Genomic DNA, 19,677 nt, shown 5'->3' on the forward strand with positions numbered 1-19,677 from the left:
CAGAGACACTGTTGTAGTTTTTTTTAAGAAATATACATATAGAACCTCTGCCGCTCGCAGGGGTTTTTTTGTACCAAAAAGAAACCGGATTGTAAATCATTTTTTAAGTCAGAAAACAATATAAAACCAGAAAAAAGTAATGAAAAAGAATGTAGTAGTAGCTTTAAGTCTTTTGACCTTTTCAGGCATTTATGCGCAGGAGAATAAAAAAGAACAGGACAGTTTAAAAAATAATGAATTGACCGAAGTGACCATTGTAGGGTCGCGCAGTAAAAACAGAGTAAAAACAGATGTACCGGTTCCGGTTGACGTTTTTAATATTTCAGAAATAACAAAAGGAGCGCCGCAAACCAGCGTAACTCAAATTTTAAATTATGTGGCACCTTCTTTTACCAGTAATGCAACTTCTACGGCAGATGCGACAGATCACGTTGATCCGGCACAGTTAAGAGGTTTAGGGCCGGATCAGGTTTTGATTTTGGTAAACGGAAAACGAAGACATACAAGTTCATTAGTCAACATTAATGGATCGCCGGGAAGAGGATCGGTAGGAACAGATTTAAATGCTATACCTTCATTTGCCATTGAAAGAATCGAGGTTTTACGCGACGGTGCAGCCGCTCAGTACGGCTCAGATGCGATTGCGGGAGTTATTAATATCGTATTGAAAAAGAATGCCAACTATCTTTCAGGAGACATACAGTATGGTACTAACTTATCTTCGGGATCGAATAATTTTAAAGGAGGAGCCGACGGGCAGAATCTGCAAGTTGATTTAAATTACGGGACCTCTTTGGGTAAAGCAGGTAGTTTTTTAAATGTTACCGGTAGTGCTGTGACCAGACAGGCAACAAGCCGCGCGGGAATTAGAAGCAACGCAATTTTTAATGCCTACAATGCTGTCGAGAACAGAGCAGCTCAGAACGGTGTGAACATTAATTCATTTTTCAGTAATATTAATAATACCTCAAATTCAGCGCAAATTTTGAATTCGCTGAAACAGTATGCACCACAAGTGGGTTACTTTACACCGGCACAGCAAAGTGCTATCGCTTCGGCAGGTACTATTGCGCAAATGCAGACTGCTTTGAATTTTGATGTAACCAACAATGAGTTGGCGTACAGAGGTCAGGAAAGAAGCGACTATAATATGAGTGTGGGCCAGTCTGAATTAGCATCTGGACAATTATATTACAATACAAAGTATCCGTTAACAGAAACAACATCTCTATATTCATTTGGAGGTCTCTCGTATAGAAATGGTAGATCGTATGCTTTTAACAGGCTTCCAAACGGTTCAGGAACTTTTACACAGGTATACCAAAATGGATTTTTACCGGAAATAGAATCTTCAATCTTAGATGCTTCTGCAGCAGTTGGAGCTACAACAGAATTATTCGGTTTTGACACCGATATTAGTACAAACCTCGGGACAAACTCTTTTAAATATGATGTGAACAATACTATTAATGCTACTTTGGGAACCAATTCGGCTTCAAGTTTTTATGCCGGTAAAGTTTCGTTCTTGCAAAGTACAACCAACTTGGATTTAAGTAAGAAGTACGATGTTTTAAACGGCCTGAACGTTGCCTTTGGTGGAGAATTCAGATATGAAAAGTACCAGATTCAACAGGGAGAAGAAGCTTCTTACGGATTGTATGATACCAACGGAAATTTGGTTCCTGGAATTTTACCAAGCAATTCACCTTTAATCGTAACCGACTTTTTCGGGAATAAACGTGGAGCCGGAGCACAAGGATTCTCAGGGTTTCAGCCTTCAGATGCTAAAGTTAAGGACAGAAAAAGTGGCGCAGCTTATGTAGATTTAGAATTAAATGCAACAGAAAACTGGCTTCTAAACGGAGCAGCGCGTTACGAGAACTATTCTGATTTTGGAAGTACCGTTACCTTTAAACTGGCATCTCTTTTGAAATTAACAGGCAATATCAACTGGAGGATTTCAGGACAAACAGGTTTTAGAGCTCCTTCCTTACAGCAAAAATATTTTGAAAGCAGTTCCACTCAGTTCATAAACGGTTCGCCATATCAGGTTGGATATTTTACAAATGATTCACAGGCTGCCAAAAGTATTGGGGTTGAAAATTTAAAACCAGAGAAATCAAAAAGTATCAGTACCGGATTTACATTCAAGATTCCTGAAGCCAATATTACTATTGCAACAGATGCTTATTTTACCAGAATCGACGACAGAGTGGTATTAACCGGGCAGTATGCAAGACCAACAGATGCACAGATCAATGCAGCAACGTCGCCGCAACAAAAAGATGCTTTAACCTTATTTCAACAGGCCTTTGATTTAAAAGGTGTGGAAAGAGCTTCGTTCTGGACCAACGGAATCAACTCGGAGACCAAAGGTATTGATGTTGTAATTTCGCATAAATACAATGTTATCCCCGATTTCACCATCAGAAATGATTTTGCATTGAGTTATAATACTACCAAAAGAGTGGGAGAATTAAATGTTCCTCAATCCATTATCAATGCAGGTGGAGAGCCTTTTAAATATTCATTCTTTCCGGAGTCAAGCCGAATTTATTTAGAAGAAGCCATTCCAAAATTGAAAGCCAATTTGATGACTACGTTTAGTATCAAAAAACTGGACATTTATTTGAGAAACAGTTATTTCGGAGCAGTGACAGACCCGGGAGCGACTGATGTAAATTTAGACGGATCATCTTCTGTTTACGAACATCCTGAATACAGCGCAAAATTGGTTACCGATTTGTCTTTCGGATATCAGATTAACGAGAAATTCAGATTCACCGTTGGGTTTAATAATATAGGAGATGTTTATCCGGACCGAAATAATCCGGCAACACCTGCCTTTACCAATACAACGCCAACCTTGTCGCCTGCACCAAGTACAGATTTAAGCAACGCCAATCAGTTTGCTTATTCCAGAGCAGTATCACAATTTGGATTAAACGGAAGATTTGGTTTCGCCAGATTGAGTTTTAAGTTCTAAGACCATAATATTGGCCACAGATTATAAGGATTAAACGGATTTACGTTGATCTGATAATCATATTAATCCCTTAATCTGTGGCTGTTTTTTCTAGCGTAAAGCCTGCATTTACAAGGAGTAATAAAAATTTTACATTAAATATTGATATTTAATTTGGTAGTTAGGAAAATACTTATTACATTTACTCTATAGAATTAGTCGAATTAAAAAAGCATTAATTTTAAATCAAATAAAAATGAAAACAATAGCAAATAGTATGATGATGTGTTGTGAGATGATGCAAATGTGCATCCCAAATTGCTGTTACCAAAAGTGAAAGAGTAAATCTTTGTTATAGTTAGAACTATAAGCCCTTTTGGTCGCCATCCGAAAGGGCTTTTTTAATTCCAAAACTAAAACAAGTATCATGAAAACACTACATATTATAGTAAGAGAGATTTTATACCGATTGAAAACCGATTATAAACGATTTACAGCTGCAGTTAAAAATAGAAAAGTGAATACCGCTAAAATAAAAGGAGAGCTTTATTCGAGTGAATCAAATTCTCTGCTTTTCCAAATGTACCTGCACGAAGAAGAAGATCTTTTTATTTGAGATATAAAAACGACTGTAATAATTAAAGAATAAACCAAAAGCTATAAACAATACCTAAAACTAAGAAATCATGAGCACACAAAAATTTGCCACAAATGCGCTACACGCGGGACACGATGTTACTAAAAATGCAGGAACCAGAGCAGTTCCAATTTACCAGACATCATCGTATGTTTTTAACAATTCAGATCATGCAGCTAATTTATTTGGTCTTGCTGAAGCCGGATTCATTTACACCCGATTAAACAACCCTACAAATGATGTTTTGGAACAACGCCTTGCGGCGCTTGAAGGTGGAATTGGGGCAGTAGTTACAGCCTCAGGAGCCTCTGCAATTTCCACATCTTTATTGACTTTGCTAAAAGCAGGAGATCATATAGTGGCTTCTAATAGTTTGTACGGAGGAACGTATAATTTATTGAGCGTAACTTTACCGCGTTTAGGGATCACAACTACCTTTGTAGATCCTTCAAAACCCGAAAATTTCACTAAAGCTGCCAAAGAAAACACACGGGCATTTTTTGTTGAATCTTTAGGAAACCCAAAATTAGATGTACTCGATCTGAAAGCGATTGCAGTGGAGGCTAAAAAATTTAAGGTTCCTTTTATTGTAGACAATACAGTAGCTACTCCTTATTTATTAAATCCGATTGCTTACGGAGCAGATATTGTCATTCACTCCCTTACCAAATATATTTCAGGAAACGGAACCTCATTAGGAGGGGCCATTATCGACGCCGGAACTTTTGACTGGGCGAATGGTAAATTTCCTGAGTTCACAGAGCCTTCACCGGGATATCATGGTTTAGTGTATCACGAAGCTTTAGGAAATGCCGCTTTCATTGCTAAAGCCAGAATCGAAGGATTACGTGATTTTGGAGCAGCTTTGAGTCCGTTTAATGCTTTCCAGATCATTCAGGGATTAGAAACCCTGCCAATTCGAATTCAAAAACACAGCGAAAATGCTTTGGCTTTGGCTTCCTGGTTAGAAAAACAGGAAGAAGTAGCCTGGGTGAACTATCCGGGCTTAAAAAACAATAAGTATTATGACTTGTCACAGCAGTACTTGCCAAAAGGGCAAAGTGGTGTTGTTACCTTTGGATTAAAAGGAGGTTTTGAAGCAGCCAAAAAAGTGGTAGATGAAACCCAGCTCTTCTCGCTTCTGGCCAACATTGGTGATACCAAGTCATTAATCATTCATCCTGCAAGTACAACGCATCAGCAATTGTCTGATGCCGAACAATTAGAAACGGGAGTTTCAAAAGATCTGGTTCGACTTTCCGTTGGATTGGAAGATATAGAAGATTTAATTGCTGACTTGCAAACAGTTTTTGCAAGCGTGACCGAGTCACAATACAGCATTAATAAAAACTAGGTTTTTTTGTTTTTTGTTTGAAAAATTGCCTTTAGCAGCGTGAGTTCTGCTAGAGGTGATTTTTTATAAAAAGCAAATCAGTATAAAAGTTTTAAACCTTATAGGTGTTGAGGTTTAATGTAGAGTGCTACAGTGTACTTAAAATAGTTATAAGGTTTAAAAATTAAAAAGTAAAATTATGTCAAAGCTTAAAATAAATATCATCCTTTTTGGAATTGGAAATATAGGGAGTACTTTGATCAATCAAATTATTGAAAGTCAGGAGTTTTTTCTCAAAAGTAAGAATATCGATTTTCACTTTCCAATTATCACCAATTCAACTGTAGCTTTTTTCGAGAAAGAAGGCGTAGGATATGCTTGGGAAACCAATTTTCTGGAATTGGCCGTTCCTTTTAAGGTTCAGGATATTATTGAATTTGCCAAAGAAAATGAATTTGAAAATTTAATCGCTGTAGATGCCACTGCGAGCGATGAATTAATACATCACTACAATACATTGATCGAAAACGGGTTTAATATTGTAGCGGTAAATAAAAAAGCCAATACATTGCCGATTGATTTATACAAAGAGATCAGGTCAAACCTTAAAAAGTACGACAAAGAGTTTTTGTATGAAACCTCAGTAGATACCGGATTCCCGGTTTTACAAACTTTGAGAGACTTGTATTATTCAGGCGAAAAAATCACAAAGATTCGTGGTGTTTTTTCAGATAATCTGAGTTATGTTTTTAATCGCTTTGCTGCCGAAGAAGCCACCTTCTCTTCTTTATTAAAAGATGCGAGTTTACTCGGTTTAATGCGTTCCACCTTTAAAGAAGATTTATCCGGAAATGATACAGCCAGAAAATTACTGATTCTCACGAGAGAAATTGGAAAAGATTTTGAGCTGTCAGATATAAAAATTAATTCCCTTATTAATGAAGAGCATCTGGAGCAAAACGGCATTCTGAATAAAGAAGCAATTGATCGATCGTTTAAGATTGCTAAAATTAGTCAGGCAGATGATCATGTACTGCGATACGTGGGAGAATTTGATGTTGTAAAAAACACATTAGAAGTCAAACTGGTTTCAGAACCTATTACTTCAGCAATAGGTCAGCTGAAAGGATCAGATACTATTTTCGAAATTTATACACAATCGTATGCAGCTGTTCCAATTGTGATTCAAAGTGCTTCGGCCTGTAAGCAAGCCATTTCAAGGGGGGTAATTACAGATATTTTGAAAGTAGCTGAAAAGATCAAAAATAAAGAGGCAGTCTGGTTGTAAGTGGTGTCGAAATACTAGTAAGTTGTTCTTTGATATAATGAAACAGGAAAGTTTTTTAAGTTATTTTTTGTAAGATTTATCTTTTAAATATTGATATGTTAATTTTGTAAGATGTTTTTTAACCTAAAAAGGTCGCTTTTTAACGTTTTTTGGGATTAATTTATTGAGTCTCACTTGCATAATTGATAAAATATTCGCAAATTTGTAAGACTTCAAAACTAAAGAAGAAATAATTTAGTATTCTGAATGAAAGTTACATCGATTGAGGCAAAAGTTTTGTACTCTGTTGATTTAAAGAAGAGTAAAATAGAAATATTTCTAAAGTTTAAAGAAGTTTATTAAAATAGAAAAAATGCAAGAATTTTTTAAAATAGTAATTAAGTCCCAGATGAATAAGTCCCTACAGATGAACAAGATGTTTAACGTCGCACGTATTTGTGTATGCGTCTGTTGATACTAAAAGTATATATGAGTTGTAAAAAACTTGAACCCTTTTGGTATTACAAATCCAAAAGGGTTTTTTTATTCCATTTGGTTACGATAACAAAGAAATAAACATAAAATAAAGATAATAACACGCAAACTAACATAAACTTAAATGTCATGAGCACAATAAACTACCTAACAAAGACTTTTTCAACATTGAAAAACATTAGAGCTAAAAGAAACAATGCACCGCCAACAAATGAATTGACCGATTCAAGATTCGGGGTGACTGAAACAAATAAAAAAGCGGAGAAAAAAAATCCGGATTCATTATTGTTTTTGATGTATTCAAAAGAAAATGAAACGCTTTTTATTTAAATCTAAAAGCATCATAAAATAGAGGGAAACCTGCTTAATTTTACTGGGCAAATTGTTCGGTAATTTTTTGCGTACACTAGTTTTTGTTTGAATTATGTTTAAGAAATTGAGGAATCAGTTTCGATAAAATTTGTTTGTTTGAGAAATTAGTAGTTAATTTGCACCTTTAAGTTCAAAAACGTATTGAAATGTTATAAAGAAAGGACGAGGGATTAGACCCGATGAATCCTTAGCAACCCTTCGTTAAATCGAAGAAGGTGCTGCATTCTACCACCCCTAAACGTGGAAAGATAACAACAAGAAATTTTCTGGTTTCACTCTAGACTTTCTTTCTAATATTTCCACATACAAATCAAAATTAAAAAGATTTGAAATTGGAAAATATACCAAGTCCCATTATAATTCAGGAATTCATCACCGAAAGTGGTGTGTCCTACTCATCATTACCCTTAAGTTTTACACTTTCCGGTTTACCATTGTATAGTGCGCCTATTGTTCTCGTTAATCATGCTTTGACAGGAAATGCAGAGGTCACCGGAGCAAACGGCTGGTGGAATGACCTTATTGGGGAAGAGAAAACAATCGATACCCATAAATTTACCGTACTGGCTTTTAATGTACCAGGAAACGGGAATGATTCTTTTATTATCGAAAATTATCAGGATTTCACTACCAGAGATATTGCCCGTATTTTTATAAAAGGTTTAGAACTTCTAAATATTAGCCAACTACATACTATTATTGGTGGTTCTGTTGGAGGAGGCATCGCCTGGGAAATCCTTGCATTAGAACCTAACATTACTCAAAACCTGATTCCCATTGCAACGGATTGGAAGTCGACCGACTGGATGATCGCCAATTGCTATTTACAAGAGCAAATTTTGAACAATTCTTCAAAACCTATCGAAGATGCCAGAATTCATGCTATGTTGTGTTACAGGTCTCCGGAATCATTTAAAGAGAAATTTCAACGTACCATCAATACCAACCGTCCTGTTTTTAACATTGAAAGCTGGTTGGCCCATCATGGTGAAAAACTACAGAAAAGATATCAATTGGCTTCGTATAAATTGATGAACCAATTGCTTAAAACCATAGACATCACCAGAAACAGAGAGGATTTCGAGACTTTGTTATCCAAAACAGACGCTGCGATTCATATTATCGGAATCAATTCGGATTTGTTTTTTATACCCAAAGAAAATCGGGAGACTTTTCAGGAATTAAAAAAGTTCAAAGACAATGTTTCTTATAGCGAAATAGATTCGGTTCACGGACATGACGCTTTTTTAATCGAGTACAAACAATTAGATCATTTACTTGCCGATATTTTTAAGGCAGAAACAATAGAAAAATAAAATGAAAATATTAAAATTTGGCGGTAAATCGTTATCAAACGGAGAAGGACTTAATAAAGTAGTTTCAATTATTACGGATAAAGTACAGCAGAATGAAAAAATAGCTGTTGTGGTTTCGGCCCGCGGAAATGCAACAGACGAGTTAGAATACATTTTAAAAATTGCTGCGAAAAACGGTAATTATAAACCCTTATTTGAGAATTTTAAAGCGTATCAGGTTTCAGATTATCCTCAGGTCGATTTATCGGAAGAATTTAATGTGCTCGAGAAACTTTTTGAAGGAGTAAGCCTGATTGGTGATTACAGCAATAAAATTAAAGATCAGATTTTATCAAAAGGAGAATTACTTTCGGCTAAATTGCTGACGGCCATTTTAATCGAAAAAGGTGTTCCTGCAAATTTTGTAGATTCAAGAGAATTGTTGAAAACCGATTCTAAATTTGGTGACGCACAGCCTTTGGAGCAGCTCTCTAAGAAAAATGTGATCAATTATTTTAAAGAACACAACGGATCAACGGTTAACATCGTGACCGGTTTTATTGGGTCTAACAATAATAACGATACCACTACTTTAGGTAGAAATGGCAGTAACTATACCGCGTCGCTAATTGCAAATTACCTGAATGCTGAAGAATTGCAGAATTTTACGCATGTTGACGGAATTTACACAGCAAACCCTGATTTGGTTGCCGATGCGAAAAAAATTGAATTTCTATCGTTTAATGAAGCCAATGAACTAGCCAATTTTGGCGCTACCATTTTGCATGCGAAAACAATCATTCCGTTACTGGAAAAAAATATCCCGCTTCGTATTTTAAATACCTTTAATCACGAAAATCGTGGGACTTTAATTACCTCTGATTCAGCCAAAGAAGGAATTAAAACGCTTTCTGTTTTAGAGAATGTGTCGCTGGTGAATCTGGAAGGCCGCGGATTATTGGGGAAATCGGGTGTAGATGCCCGAATTTTTAAAGTAATGGGCGATCATAATATCAGTGTGAGTATTATCTCGCAGGGTTCTTCAGAGCGAGGCATTGGTCTTGTGGTGGCGACCGATAAGGCTACATTGGCAATGGTTGAATTAGAAAAAGAGTTCGAAAATGACTTCTATTCTAAAGATGTAAATCAAATTACGGTAACCGATAATGTTTCGGTAATTTCGATTATCGGTCAGGATTTGAGTACTTTTCATAAACCATACACAGCATTAATCAAAAATAAAATTGTTCCGATTTTGTTCAATAACACCGTTACGGGTAAAAACGTGAGTCTGGTTGTTAAAAAATCAGAGCTTCATAAAGCCTTAAACGTAATTCACGGAGAGATTTTTGGAGTTTCCAAAAAAATCAATATTGCTATTATTGGTCACGGACTAGTGGGAGGAACTTTAATCAATCAGATTTTAGAATCGACTGACGCTATCGAAAAACGAAAAGACGTGAGACTGAATGTTTTTGCAATTGCGAATTCCAAAAAAGTACTTTTAGATAAAAACGGAGTAAGTTCGAACTGGAAAACAGACATTGAAAAGGAAGGACTTGCCTATACCATTCAAGATATTATTGCTTATGCGAATCAACATCATTTAGAAAACCTGATTGCGATTGATAATACAGCCAGTGCAAAATTTGTTGAGAATTATATTCCGTTGGTGGAGAGTAGTTTCGATCTGATCTCTTCTAACAAAGTAGCGAATACACTCAGTTATGGTTTTTATAAAGAATTGAGAAAATCTTTAGCCGAAAATCAGAAGAATTATTTGTACGAAACCAATGTTGGTGCCGGATTGCCATTAATTGATACGATAAAATTATTACACCTTTCAGGAGAAAACATCACAAAAATAAAAGGAGTGTTCTCCGGAACACTAAGTTATTTATTCAATAATTTTTCGGCAAAAGATGCTCCGTTTAGTGAGATTTTGCAGGAAGCGATTGATAATGGATACACAGAACCGGATCCGCGTGAAGATTTATGCGGAAATGATGTGGGAAGAAAATTATTGATTCTGGCAAGAGAATTAGACTTGCAGAATGAATTTGAAGAAATCTCGATTCAGAATTTAATTCCGGAACATTTGCGTGAAGGAAACGTTGGTGATTTCTTAACGAAATTAAAAGAGTTTGATCCAATTTATGAAAAAATAAAAGCCGATCAAAAGCCAAACCACGTATTGAGATACATTGGTGAATTGTCGGGAGATTTGCAAAACGACAAAGGAATTTTGGAAGTAAAGCTAGTTTCAGTGCCTTCTGATACCGCTTTGGGCGGATTAAAAGGATCTGATTCTTTCTTTGAAATTTATACAGAGTCTTACGGAGACCGTCCAATCGTAATCCAGGGAGCAGGTGCAGGCTCTGCGGTAACAGCGAGAGGAGTATTTGGTGATATTTTGAGATTGTCAGATAAAGGGTAAAGAATTTGAGATTGTAGATTTGAGATTGCAGATTTATAGGTCCAGTTTGTCATTTCGACCGAAGGGAGAAATTACACCAGGAACTCCGCAACGAAACATTCTAATCTTTGTCGACAATCTAATGTGATTTACTTCGTCTGTTCGCTATCGCTCGAGTCTTCTTAAGTCGAAATGACAAGATTATAAAGAATAAAAAATAAAAAAAAAATAACAACACAATGAAAGTAACTTTGAACAGAGTAAATGACGCGTTTCATTTTAAACTTAAAAACGAACGTGGTCATATAGTGGATGTTGACAGCAGAGCCGAATTTGGCGGAAGTGATTTAGGTCCAAGCCCAATGGAATTAGTATTGATGGGGGTTGCGGGATGCAGTGCTATTGATATGATTTCGATCCTAAAAAAACAACGTCAGGAAATCACTTCCTTTAACGCTGAGGTAGAAGGAGAGCGTGTACAAGTTGGTGAAGCAAAGCCTTTTAAAGAAATCAATGTGGTTTTTTATTTAGAGGGAGATATTAACCCTGAAAAAGCACAACGCGCAGCCCAGCTTTCTTTTGAGAAATATTGCTCCGTTTCTAAAACAATTGAGCCTACAGCTACCATAAAATATAAAGTTGTATTGAACGACGAAGAATTAAAGTAATTGGATAATTAGTCAATTTGATAATTTGATAATTTTTGGACCATTTTTATATAATCAAAATTCACATTGAACTTATGGCGAAACGCTGTGTTTTGCTTTGTGAATCTTTGTGAAATTTTATAAAAGAAAGCGAATTTGTGCTAATCAGTGTAATTCGTGTTTTAGCCAATTTGAGAATTAGATAACTTTCAAAATGAAGATTAATTAATAACGTTATACCGTTTAAATTTTAAGTTTTTGTTTTAAATAATGCTGAAAACTTGAAACTTGAAACAAGAAAAACAAAAAAAATGAACACAGAAGAATTTGGTTTTGAAACACAGGCCATTAGAACACAATTAGAAAGAAGTCAGTATTTAGAGCATTCGGTGCCATTATACTTATCATCAAGTTTTGTATTTGAAGATGCAGAAGACATGCGAGCTTCTTTTACAGAAGAAAAAGAAAGAAACATTTACAGCCGTTTCAGCAATCCGAATACCACAGAGTTTGTGGACAAAATTTGTAAAATGGAAGGTGCAGAGGCGGGCTATGCTTTTGCCACCGGAATGGCAGCGGTATATTCTACTTTTGCGGCCTTATTGAATTCAGGTGATCATATTGTGTCTGCGAGCAGTGTTTTTGGTTCTACACATGCTTTGTTTATGACGTATTTTCCAAAATGGAACATCGAAACCTCTTATTTTGATATAACGAAGCCGGAAACAATCGAAAGCTTCATTAAACCGAATACAAAAATTTTATACGCTGAGTCGCCTACAAATCCGGGTGTTGATGTGATTGATTTACAATTATTGGGGGACCTTGCTAAAAAGCACAACCTGATTTTAATTATCGATAACTGTTTTGCTACGCCTTACCTTCAACAGCCTATAAAGTTTGGAGCGCATTTGGTAGTGCATTCGGCAACCAAATTGATTGATGGTCAGGGAAGAGTTTTAGGAGGAGTTACGGTTGGAAGCGAAGATTTAATCAGGCAGATTTACTTGTTCTCCAGAAATACGGGACCGGCTTTGTCTCCGTTTAATGCGTGGGTTTTGTCAAAAAGTTTAGAGACATTGGCCGTTCGCGTTGAAAAACACTGTGAAAATGCTTTAAAAGTAGCAGAGTTTTTAGAGGCGCATCCAAATGTGAATAGTATAAAATATCCGTTTCTGAAATCGCATCCACAATATGAAATTGCCAAAAAGCAAATGAAATTGGGAGGAAATATTATCGCTTTTGAAATTAAAGGCGGAATTGAAGCAGGAAGAAAATTTTTAGATAAAATAAAACTGTGTTCCCTATCGGCAAATATTGGCGATACGAGATCGATCGTAACGCATCCTGCTTCAACAACACACAGCAAGCTGTCTGAAGAAGATCAATTGGCAGTCGGAATTACACAAGGTCTTGTGCGTGTTTCTGTAGGTTTAGAAACGGTTGAAGATGTAATTGCCGATTTGAAGCAGGCGCTTAGTTAAATTTTAGATTGCAGATTTTAGATATTAGATTTTTGAAAACGGATATCTAAAATCGTATCTTTTATATATGGCTAAACAAAGACTAATCATTTTATCAGATTTATTTGGAGGCAAAGATCCCGAGTGGTTAAAAATCTATGTCGATTTATTAAAATCTGAATTTGAAATTCAGTATTACGATGTGCTTGAACTAGCTGGTATTAATGCTGATAACCTTGTGGAAAGCGATGTTCATAATCAGCTTCTTAGTGGGGGAATAGATAGGGCAATTGAAGCTTTATTGAAATTAGAAAATGGTAAAGTAGCGGTTTTAGGATTTAGCATTGGAGGAACAATCGCCTGGAAAGCTTCTTTACAAGGATTGAAGATTGTTTGTCTATTTGCTGTTTCTTCAACAAGATTGAGATACGAAACTGAAGCCCCAAATTGTAGTATAAAATTATATTTTGGAGAAGAAGATTCAAACAGACCGGATTCACAATGGTTTTTTGAATTGAATGTGGTCCATAAAATGATTAAAAAAGAGAATCATCAGCTATACAGAACGGAAAATAATGCGTTCTTGGTTTGCAATGATATTTTGAAATTTTATTAAGATGATGGCCCTTAACTGGAAAAAAAAACAGTTAAAGGCCATTTTTTATTGGGTTTTATTTAAACTATACTAATTTAGTAGAATTTAAATTTTCGTTCTATTACTATTCTCATTTAAAAAGTTTATTTTTGTGGCAGAAAAACAAGACGATTGTTGTTTTAGGTTAGAAGTCTAAAATAGGCAATCAGCAATTAAAATAGATAAAACGTGCTTTCAAAGAAAACAAAATACGGAATCAAAGCTTTAACCTACCTGGCCAGACGTGAAAACAATGAGCCAGTACAAATTGCTGAAATTGCGAAAAGTGAACATATTTCGATTAAGTTTTTGGAAAGTATTTTGCTGTTGCTTAGGAACTCAGGATTTCTTGGGGCTAAAAAAGGAAAAGGCGGAGGTTATTATCTGATAAAGGATCCTAAAGATATCAGTATGGCTAAAGTCTATCGTATTCTGGAAGGGCCAATTGCGTTGTTGCCTTGTGCCAGTCATAATTTTTATGAAAGATGTGACGACTGCGATGATGAATCTACCTGCGCTGCACGCCGATTAATGACCGAAGTGAGAGATAATACACTTAAGATACTGGAGAGTAACTCGTTAGCAGATATTGCATTTTAATAAGATCTCTATTTTGCGATTTCCTATAAAAAAGACCATTTCAATATTTTAATGAAATGGTCTTTTCTTTTTAGATTCAGATTGTATTTTAAAGAATATAATACGTTTAGAAAATTAATTTATATCCTGCCATAAAAAGCATTACAGCAATCGCATTTCTAAGGAATTGATCCGGAACTTTTCCACTCAGCATACTTCCCATATAAATTCCCGGAAGCGAGCCCATCAATAATTGTCCTAGTAAGACAAGATCTAAATTTCCCATTGAAGCGTGTCCGATTCCGGCAACTAGTGTCAAGGGAACGGCATGCGCAATTTCAGTCCCGACTAAACGAGGGGTTGGCAGTAAGGGATAAAGAAAAAATAAAGTGACAGTTCCTAAAGCTCCCGCACCAATTGAAGTTAGAGTTACAGTAGCGCCTAATAGAACACCTATAGCAATAGTTAGTGTGTTTTGAGTAGTACTTTCGCTGTGAAATTTATCTCCGGCATGTTTTTGAGAGAATTCTAAAAGTTTCTTTTTAAAGATAATAGCAACTGAAGTAAATAACAATGCCCAGCCTAAACTGTATTTGATAACATGATTTATAGTTTCAATGTCGGTTTTGATACTGTTCAGAATCCATAAAGTAATCAAAGCGGCAGGAACACTTCCGAGAGTCAGCCAGCCCGTGATTTTCCAGTTGATGTTGCCTTTTTTGTTGTGAACGAAGACTCCTCCGGCTTTAGTAAAAGCAGCATAAAGTAAATCGGTACCAACCGCTGTTGTTGGTGGTATACCAAACCACAACAAAATTGGAGTCATCAAAGAACCGCCTCCAACACCTGTTAACCCCACTATAAAACCTACTGCTAAACCTGCAATTATAAGACCTATTTGGAAATCCATGGATAAATATTTGTCGTAAAAATAACAACATTTTTATAATTATCCTATGGATGTGGTAGACTTTAAAAGTGATATTTTAAAAATGAAGAAATTTTCGCTCTTATAGTTCTGTAATACAGTTCCGTATGTTTTTTTTAGCCGTTTGACGATTGATGGAAATTGATATAGATTCCTTTTCGTAACTATTAAAATATGGAGGATGTAAAAAAATCAAATATTGTTTTGATATTTAGAAATAAGTAGTAATTTTGCCATTCAATCTACTAACCCGATAGGGTAATAGGTTTTAAAGCTAAAACAAGTCAAAGGAATGGAAAAGGAACTTAAAATAAATACCGCAGCAATTAAGGCTGATGTCACAATTAAAGAAAGATTGTGGGTTTTGGTACCGGCAGTTTTACTGATAGGTTTGTTGACGACTTTGATCTACAATCACCATTCGGAATTTTCATGGAATGCATTTGTTGACGGTTTTAATCAGGAATTTTTAGTATTTTTTGCCATTGGAGTTTTTGCACAGTTGGTGGATGGGACTTTAGGAATGGGATATGGAGCAACTTCTACATCATTTTTATTAGCATACGGAGTTCCGCCGGTTATTAGCAGTACAGCGGTTCACGTTTCTGAAATGTTTACCACGGGAGCATCGGCACTTTCTCACCACCGATTTGGAAATATCAATAAAAAATTGGTCAAACATTTATTAATTCCAGGGGTTTTAGGTTCAATAATGGGAGCTTATTTACTATCGGATGTTATTAACGGAGATATTATAAAGCCTTTTATTGCAGTTTATATGATTGTTTTGGCTATTATAATTATTCGAAAAGCTTTAGTTAAAAAGATCATCAAAAAGAAAACTAAAAAATTAGGATTTCTGGCCATCTTTGGAGGTTTTATGGATTCTGTTGGAGGCGGAGGCTGGGGGCCGATTGTGACTTCAACATTATTAGGAAGAGGCAGAAACCCGAGATACACTATAGGTTCTGTAAATGCAGCTGAATTTGCAATTTCATTCGCAAGCGGTATAACCTTTATGCTTTTTGGTGGAATCCACGGTTGGCAGGTTATTATAGGTTTGATTTTAGGAGGTGTAATTGCAGCGCCATTGGGAGCTTATCTTTTAAATAAAATCAAAAGAAAACCAATGATGATTGCAGTTGGAGTTTTAATTATACTATTGAGTTTAAAAACATTATCTAAATTATTGTAACATTTTTTAGAAGGAAAGAAAGAGAATATGAGTGCGACGATTATACAATCATTATTAGATAAAACGAAAGATTTTTCACTTGACGAAACATTGGCTTTCTTAGCAAATGAATATCCGGGAAAAGTAATTTTTTCGACATCTTTTGGACAGGAAGATCAGGTTATTACTGATTTCATAGCCAAAAGCAATCAGGATATAGCCATTTTTACACTAGATACCGGAAGATTATTTCAGGAAACCTATGATGTTTTTCATAAAACATTAAAAAAATACAAAAAGCCAATTGAGGTTTATTTCCCGGAAGCAGCAGCCATAGAGAGTTTACTTCAGTCAAAGGGGCCGAATAGTTTTTATGATTCGGTTGAGAACAGAAAAGAATGCTGTTTTATTCGAAAAGTAGTTCCGTTACGAAAAGCTTTAGCAGGAAATTCGGTTTGGATTACAGGTTTAAGAGCAGAGCAATCCGAGAATAGAAACGATTTACAATTGTTTGAATACGACGGGGGTTTTGAAATTATAAAGTTCAATCCCTTGCTGAAATGGACATTAGAAGAGGTTGAAACTTATTTGTCCGAAAACAATGTTCCTCAAAATGCTTTGCACAAACAAGGTTTTGTAAGCATCGGATGCGCACCCTGTACGAGAGCAATTTTTCCGGGTGAAGATATCAGAGCCGGAAGATGGTGGTGGGAATCCAGTCATAAAGAATGTGGATTGCATAGCGCTAAAAAAGAGTAAGTAGAAGAAAGAAGCTAGAGGCAAGAGAATAGATTAAAGAATAAAGAATATAGATTTTTGAGTTCCGAAGGAACGACTCATATTGTAGCGTCGGGTTTCAACCCGATGAAGACGAAGGAACGTCCCAGTATTATAGCGTCGGGTTTCAACCCGATGAAGAGGAAGGAACGACCCATATTGTAGCGTCGGATTTTAATCCGATGGGAATGGAAGAAGAAGATTTAGAATATATCGTCGGAGTTTAACCCGATGGAGAGTAAAGAAAGTAAAGAATAATAGTAGAAAGTTTTAGGAAACTCACGATAAACAACAACCTGAAACTTTAAACTTGAAACAAAAAAACAAAATGAGTTCAGTATTAAAAACAAACGCTTTAGAGAGCGAAGCAATATATATTTTCAGAGAAGTAATTTCACAGTTTGATAAACCGGTTTTACTTTTTTCTGGAGGAAAAGATTCGATAACCTTAGTGCGTTTGGCACAAAAAGCATTCTTCCCTGCCAAAATCCCGTTTCCTCTTTTGCATGTAGATACCGGACATAATTTTCCGGAAACTATTGCTTTCAGAGACAAATTGGTAGAAGAGTTAGGGTTAGAATTAATCGTACGTAATGTTCAGGATGCTATCGACGAAGGAAAAGTGGTAGAAGAAACCGGTAAATATTCCAGTAGAAACAGTTTACAGACGACCACACTTTTAGATGCAATTGAAGAATTTAAGTTTGATGCCTGTATCGGAGGAGCGCGTCGTGATGAAGAGAAGGCAAGAGCGAAAGAGCGTATTTTTTCAGTTCGTGACGATTTCGGTCAATGGGATGAAAAAAATCAGCGTCCGGAATTATTTGACATTTTGAACGGAAAAATAGAGAATGGTCAAAACGTTCGTGTTTTCCCAATTTCAAATTGGACAGAATTAGATGTATGGAGTTATATCGAGAAAGAACATATCGAAATTCCATCTATTTATTTCTCACATAAAAGAAAAGTTTTTTTGAGAGACGGTTTGATCTGGTCACATTCTCCTTTTGTGTACCAGGAAGAAGACGAACAAATCGAAGAAAGAATTGTTCGTTTTAGAACCGTTGGAGATATGAGCTGTACAGCAGCTGTTGAATCTTATGCAGCAACTATCGAAGAAGTAGTAGGAGAAATCAGAAGCTCTACGATTTCTGAAAGAGGAGCCAGAATTGACGACAAACGTTCTGAGGCCGCAATGGAAAAGAGAAAACAACAAGGGTATTTTTAATTGATAATTGACAATTGATAATTAAAAAGTAGAATCAAGAAAACAAAAAAAAAACATACAGCTTGAAACTTTAGTTCAAAGGAAATCAACTTGAAACCTGAAACTAAATTTTTAAACCTGAAACAAAATAACATAGAATGGACGTTTTAAAAATAGCAACAGCAGGAAGTGTAGATGACGGGAAAAGTACTTTGATCGGAAGATTACTGTACGATACCAAATCATTGACGACAGATAAAATCGAAGCGATCGAGAAAAGCAGCAAGCAAAAAGGATACGATTATCTTGATTTTTCACTGGCAACTGACGGATTAGTGGCGGAGAGAGAACAAGGAATCACAATTGATGTGGCACATATTTATTTCTCGACTGCAAAGAAAAGTTACATTATTGCCGATACTCCGGGTCACGTAGAATATACCAGAAATATGGTAACGGGAGCTTCAACTTCTCAGGTTTCCATTATCTTAATTGATGCGAGAAAAGGCGTAATCGAACAAACGTACCGTCACTTTTTTATCAATAATTTATTGAGAGTAAAAGAGGTGATTGTGGCGATCAATAAAATGGATTTAGTGGATTATTCAGAAGACGTTTTCAATAAAATCAAAGCCGATTTCCAAGCTCTAAATGCCAAAAGTACTTTCAAGGAGCAAAACGTAAGTTACATTCCGTTAAGTGCCATCAACGGAGGAAATGTTGTGGACAAATCAGAAAACATGAAGTGGTACGATGGACAAACGGTGTTGGAGCATTTAGAAGGATTACATTCTCATGATGTTTACGAGCCAGGGAAAGCACGTTTTCCGGTTCAAACCGTTATTCGTCCAAAGACTGAAGAATACCACGACTTTAGAGGTTATGCCGGTAAATTATACGGAAACTCAATAAAAGTAGGAGATGCTGTAACAGTACTTCCTTCATTGACAGAATCAAAAGTTTCAAAAATTCACTTTTTCGACAAACAATTTGATGAAGCCGTTGCAGGTTCTTCGATCACCATCGAATTAGAAAATGATATCAATGTGACAAGAGGTGATATGATTGTAAAATCATCAGAGCTTCCAAAAATTGAAAAAGAAATACACACAACAGTATGCTGGATGGACAGTAAAAAACTGGTTCCGGGTACAAAATATATCGTTCAGCACAATACCAATTCGGTTTTAGCAAAAGTAGAAAGTATTAAAAATACAATTGCAACAGATTATTCAGGAACAACACCGGCATCACAGTTAGCAATTAACGAGATAGGAGAAGTAAGCATTAAATTAAGCAAGCCTTTATATTTTGATGCCTATAATGACAATAAATCAAACGGTGCATTCATCTTAATTGATACCGCAACGAATACAACAGCAGGAGTAGGATTCATCAGATAGTTGAGAGTTTGTGGTTTTTAGTTGATAGTTCTGCTGTCAACAACCTAACTATAAACAACCAACAATAAACTACAAACTAAGAGAA

General features: G+C 35.8%; 16 protein-coding genes and 1 riboswitch. Of the genes, 15 read left to right on the forward strand and 1 reads right to left on the reverse strand.

Going from position 1 to position 19,677, the window contains the following annotated elements; all coding sequences use genetic code 11:
• Positions 1-139 precede the first annotated feature (139 nt).
• The 11 genes from JO950_RS01125 to JO950_RS01175 all read left to right on the forward strand — a co-directional run bounded on the left by JO950_RS01125 (position 140) and on the right by JO950_RS01175 (position 14,124).
• On the forward strand, positions 140-2,986 hold the full coding sequence (locus tag JO950_RS01125; protein ID WP_202700670.1) for a TonB-dependent siderophore receptor: 2,847 nt from the start codon (positions 140-142) through the stop codon (positions 2,984-2,986).
• Positions 2,987-3,392: 406 nt separating this feature from the next.
• A complete protein-coding gene (locus JO950_RS01130) occupies positions 3,393-3,581 on the forward strand; it encodes a hypothetical protein (protein WP_202700671.1) in 189 nt (62 codons plus the stop codon).
• Positions 3,582-3,651: 70 nt separating this feature from the next.
• Complete coding sequence (locus tag JO950_RS01135) at positions 3,652-4,956, forward strand: O-acetylhomoserine aminocarboxypropyltransferase/cysteine synthase family protein (protein ID WP_202700672.1); 1,305 nt, start codon at positions 3,652-3,654, stop codon at positions 4,954-4,956.
• 178 nt (positions 4,957-5,134) lie between these two features.
• The gene (locus JO950_RS01140) at positions 5,135-6,223 is read left to right on the forward strand and encodes an aspartate kinase (RefSeq protein ID WP_202700673.1); all 1,089 of its coding nucleotides are present in this window, start codon (positions 5,135-5,137) and stop codon (positions 6,221-6,223) included.
• A 603-nt stretch (positions 6,224-6,826) separates the two neighbouring features.
• The gene (locus JO950_RS01145; protein ID WP_026110069.1) at positions 6,827-7,027 is read left to right on the forward strand and encodes a hypothetical protein; all 201 of its coding nucleotides are present in this window, start codon (positions 6,827-6,829) and stop codon (positions 7,025-7,027) included.
• 188 nt (positions 7,028-7,215) lie between these two features.
• A riboswitch (SAM riboswitch) is annotated at positions 7,216-7,324 on the forward strand.
• A 71-nt stretch (positions 7,325-7,395) separates the two neighbouring features.
• Positions 7,396-8,385 (forward strand): alpha/beta fold hydrolase, encoded by a 990-nt coding sequence (locus JO950_RS01150; RefSeq protein WP_202700674.1) that lies wholly within the window; start codon positions 7,396-7,398, stop codon positions 8,383-8,385.
• Position 8,386: 1 nt separating this feature from the next.
• The gene (thrA, locus tag JO950_RS01155) at positions 8,387-10,801 is read left to right on the forward strand and encodes a bifunctional aspartate kinase/homoserine dehydrogenase I (protein WP_202700675.1); all 2,415 of its coding nucleotides are present in this window, start codon (positions 8,387-8,389) and stop codon (positions 10,799-10,801) included.
• 218 nt (positions 10,802-11,019) lie between these two features.
• Positions 11,020-11,448, forward strand: coding sequence for an OsmC family protein (locus JO950_RS01160; RefSeq protein WP_202700676.1), 429 nt, complete (start codon positions 11,020-11,022; stop codon positions 11,446-11,448).
• 290 nt (positions 11,449-11,738) lie between these two features.
• Complete coding sequence (locus JO950_RS01165) at positions 11,739-12,911, forward strand: PLP-dependent aspartate aminotransferase family protein (protein ID WP_202700677.1); 1,173 nt, start codon at positions 11,739-11,741, stop codon at positions 12,909-12,911.
• 67 nt (positions 12,912-12,978) lie between these two features.
• Positions 12,979-13,506 carry an alpha/beta hydrolase gene (locus JO950_RS01170; RefSeq protein ID WP_202700678.1) on the forward strand — a complete coding sequence of 176 codons (528 nt, stop codon included), beginning with the start codon at positions 12,979-12,981 and terminating at the stop codon, positions 13,504-13,506.
• Positions 13,507-13,713: 207 nt separating this feature from the next.
• A complete protein-coding gene (locus JO950_RS01175; protein ID WP_008466594.1) occupies positions 13,714-14,124 on the forward strand; it encodes an Rrf2 family transcriptional regulator in 411 nt (136 codons plus the stop codon).
• Positions 14,125-14,230: 106 nt separating this feature from the next.
• Here JO950_RS01175 and JO950_RS01180 read toward each other — a convergent pair whose 3' ends face one another.
• On the reverse strand, positions 14,231-15,013 hold the full coding sequence (locus JO950_RS01180) for a sulfite exporter TauE/SafE family protein (protein WP_202700679.1): 783 nt from the start codon (positions 15,011-15,013) through the stop codon (positions 14,231-14,233).
• Between the two features lie 310 nt (positions 15,014-15,323).
• Between JO950_RS01180 and JO950_RS01185 the strand changes: the two genes are divergently transcribed.
• The 4 genes from JO950_RS01185 (at position 15,324) to JO950_RS01200 (ending at position 19,592) form a co-directional block, all read left to right on the forward strand.
• The gene (locus JO950_RS01185; RefSeq protein ID WP_202700680.1) at positions 15,324-16,226 is read left to right on the forward strand and encodes a sulfite exporter TauE/SafE family protein; all 903 of its coding nucleotides are present in this window, start codon (positions 15,324-15,326) and stop codon (positions 16,224-16,226) included.
• A 27-nt stretch (positions 16,227-16,253) separates the two neighbouring features.
• Positions 16,254-16,964, forward strand: coding sequence for a phosphoadenylyl-sulfate reductase (locus JO950_RS01190; protein ID WP_070905880.1), 711 nt, complete (start codon positions 16,254-16,256; stop codon positions 16,962-16,964).
• A gap of 328 nt (positions 16,965-17,292) precedes the next feature.
• On the forward strand, positions 17,293-18,210 hold the full coding sequence (gene cysD / locus JO950_RS01195; RefSeq protein ID WP_202700681.1) for a sulfate adenylyltransferase subunit CysD: 918 nt from the start codon (positions 17,293-17,295) through the stop codon (positions 18,208-18,210).
• Between the two features lie 137 nt (positions 18,211-18,347).
• A complete protein-coding gene (locus JO950_RS01200; protein WP_202700682.1) occupies positions 18,348-19,592 on the forward strand; it encodes a sulfate adenylyltransferase subunit 1 in 1,245 nt (414 codons plus the stop codon).
• The last annotated feature ends 85 nt before the right edge of the window (positions 19,593-19,677 follow it).

This window comes from Flavobacterium sp. UGB4466 (assembly GCF_903469665.1).
GTDB lineage: Bacteria > Bacteroidota > Bacteroidia > Flavobacteriales > Flavobacteriaceae > Flavobacterium > Flavobacterium lipolyticum.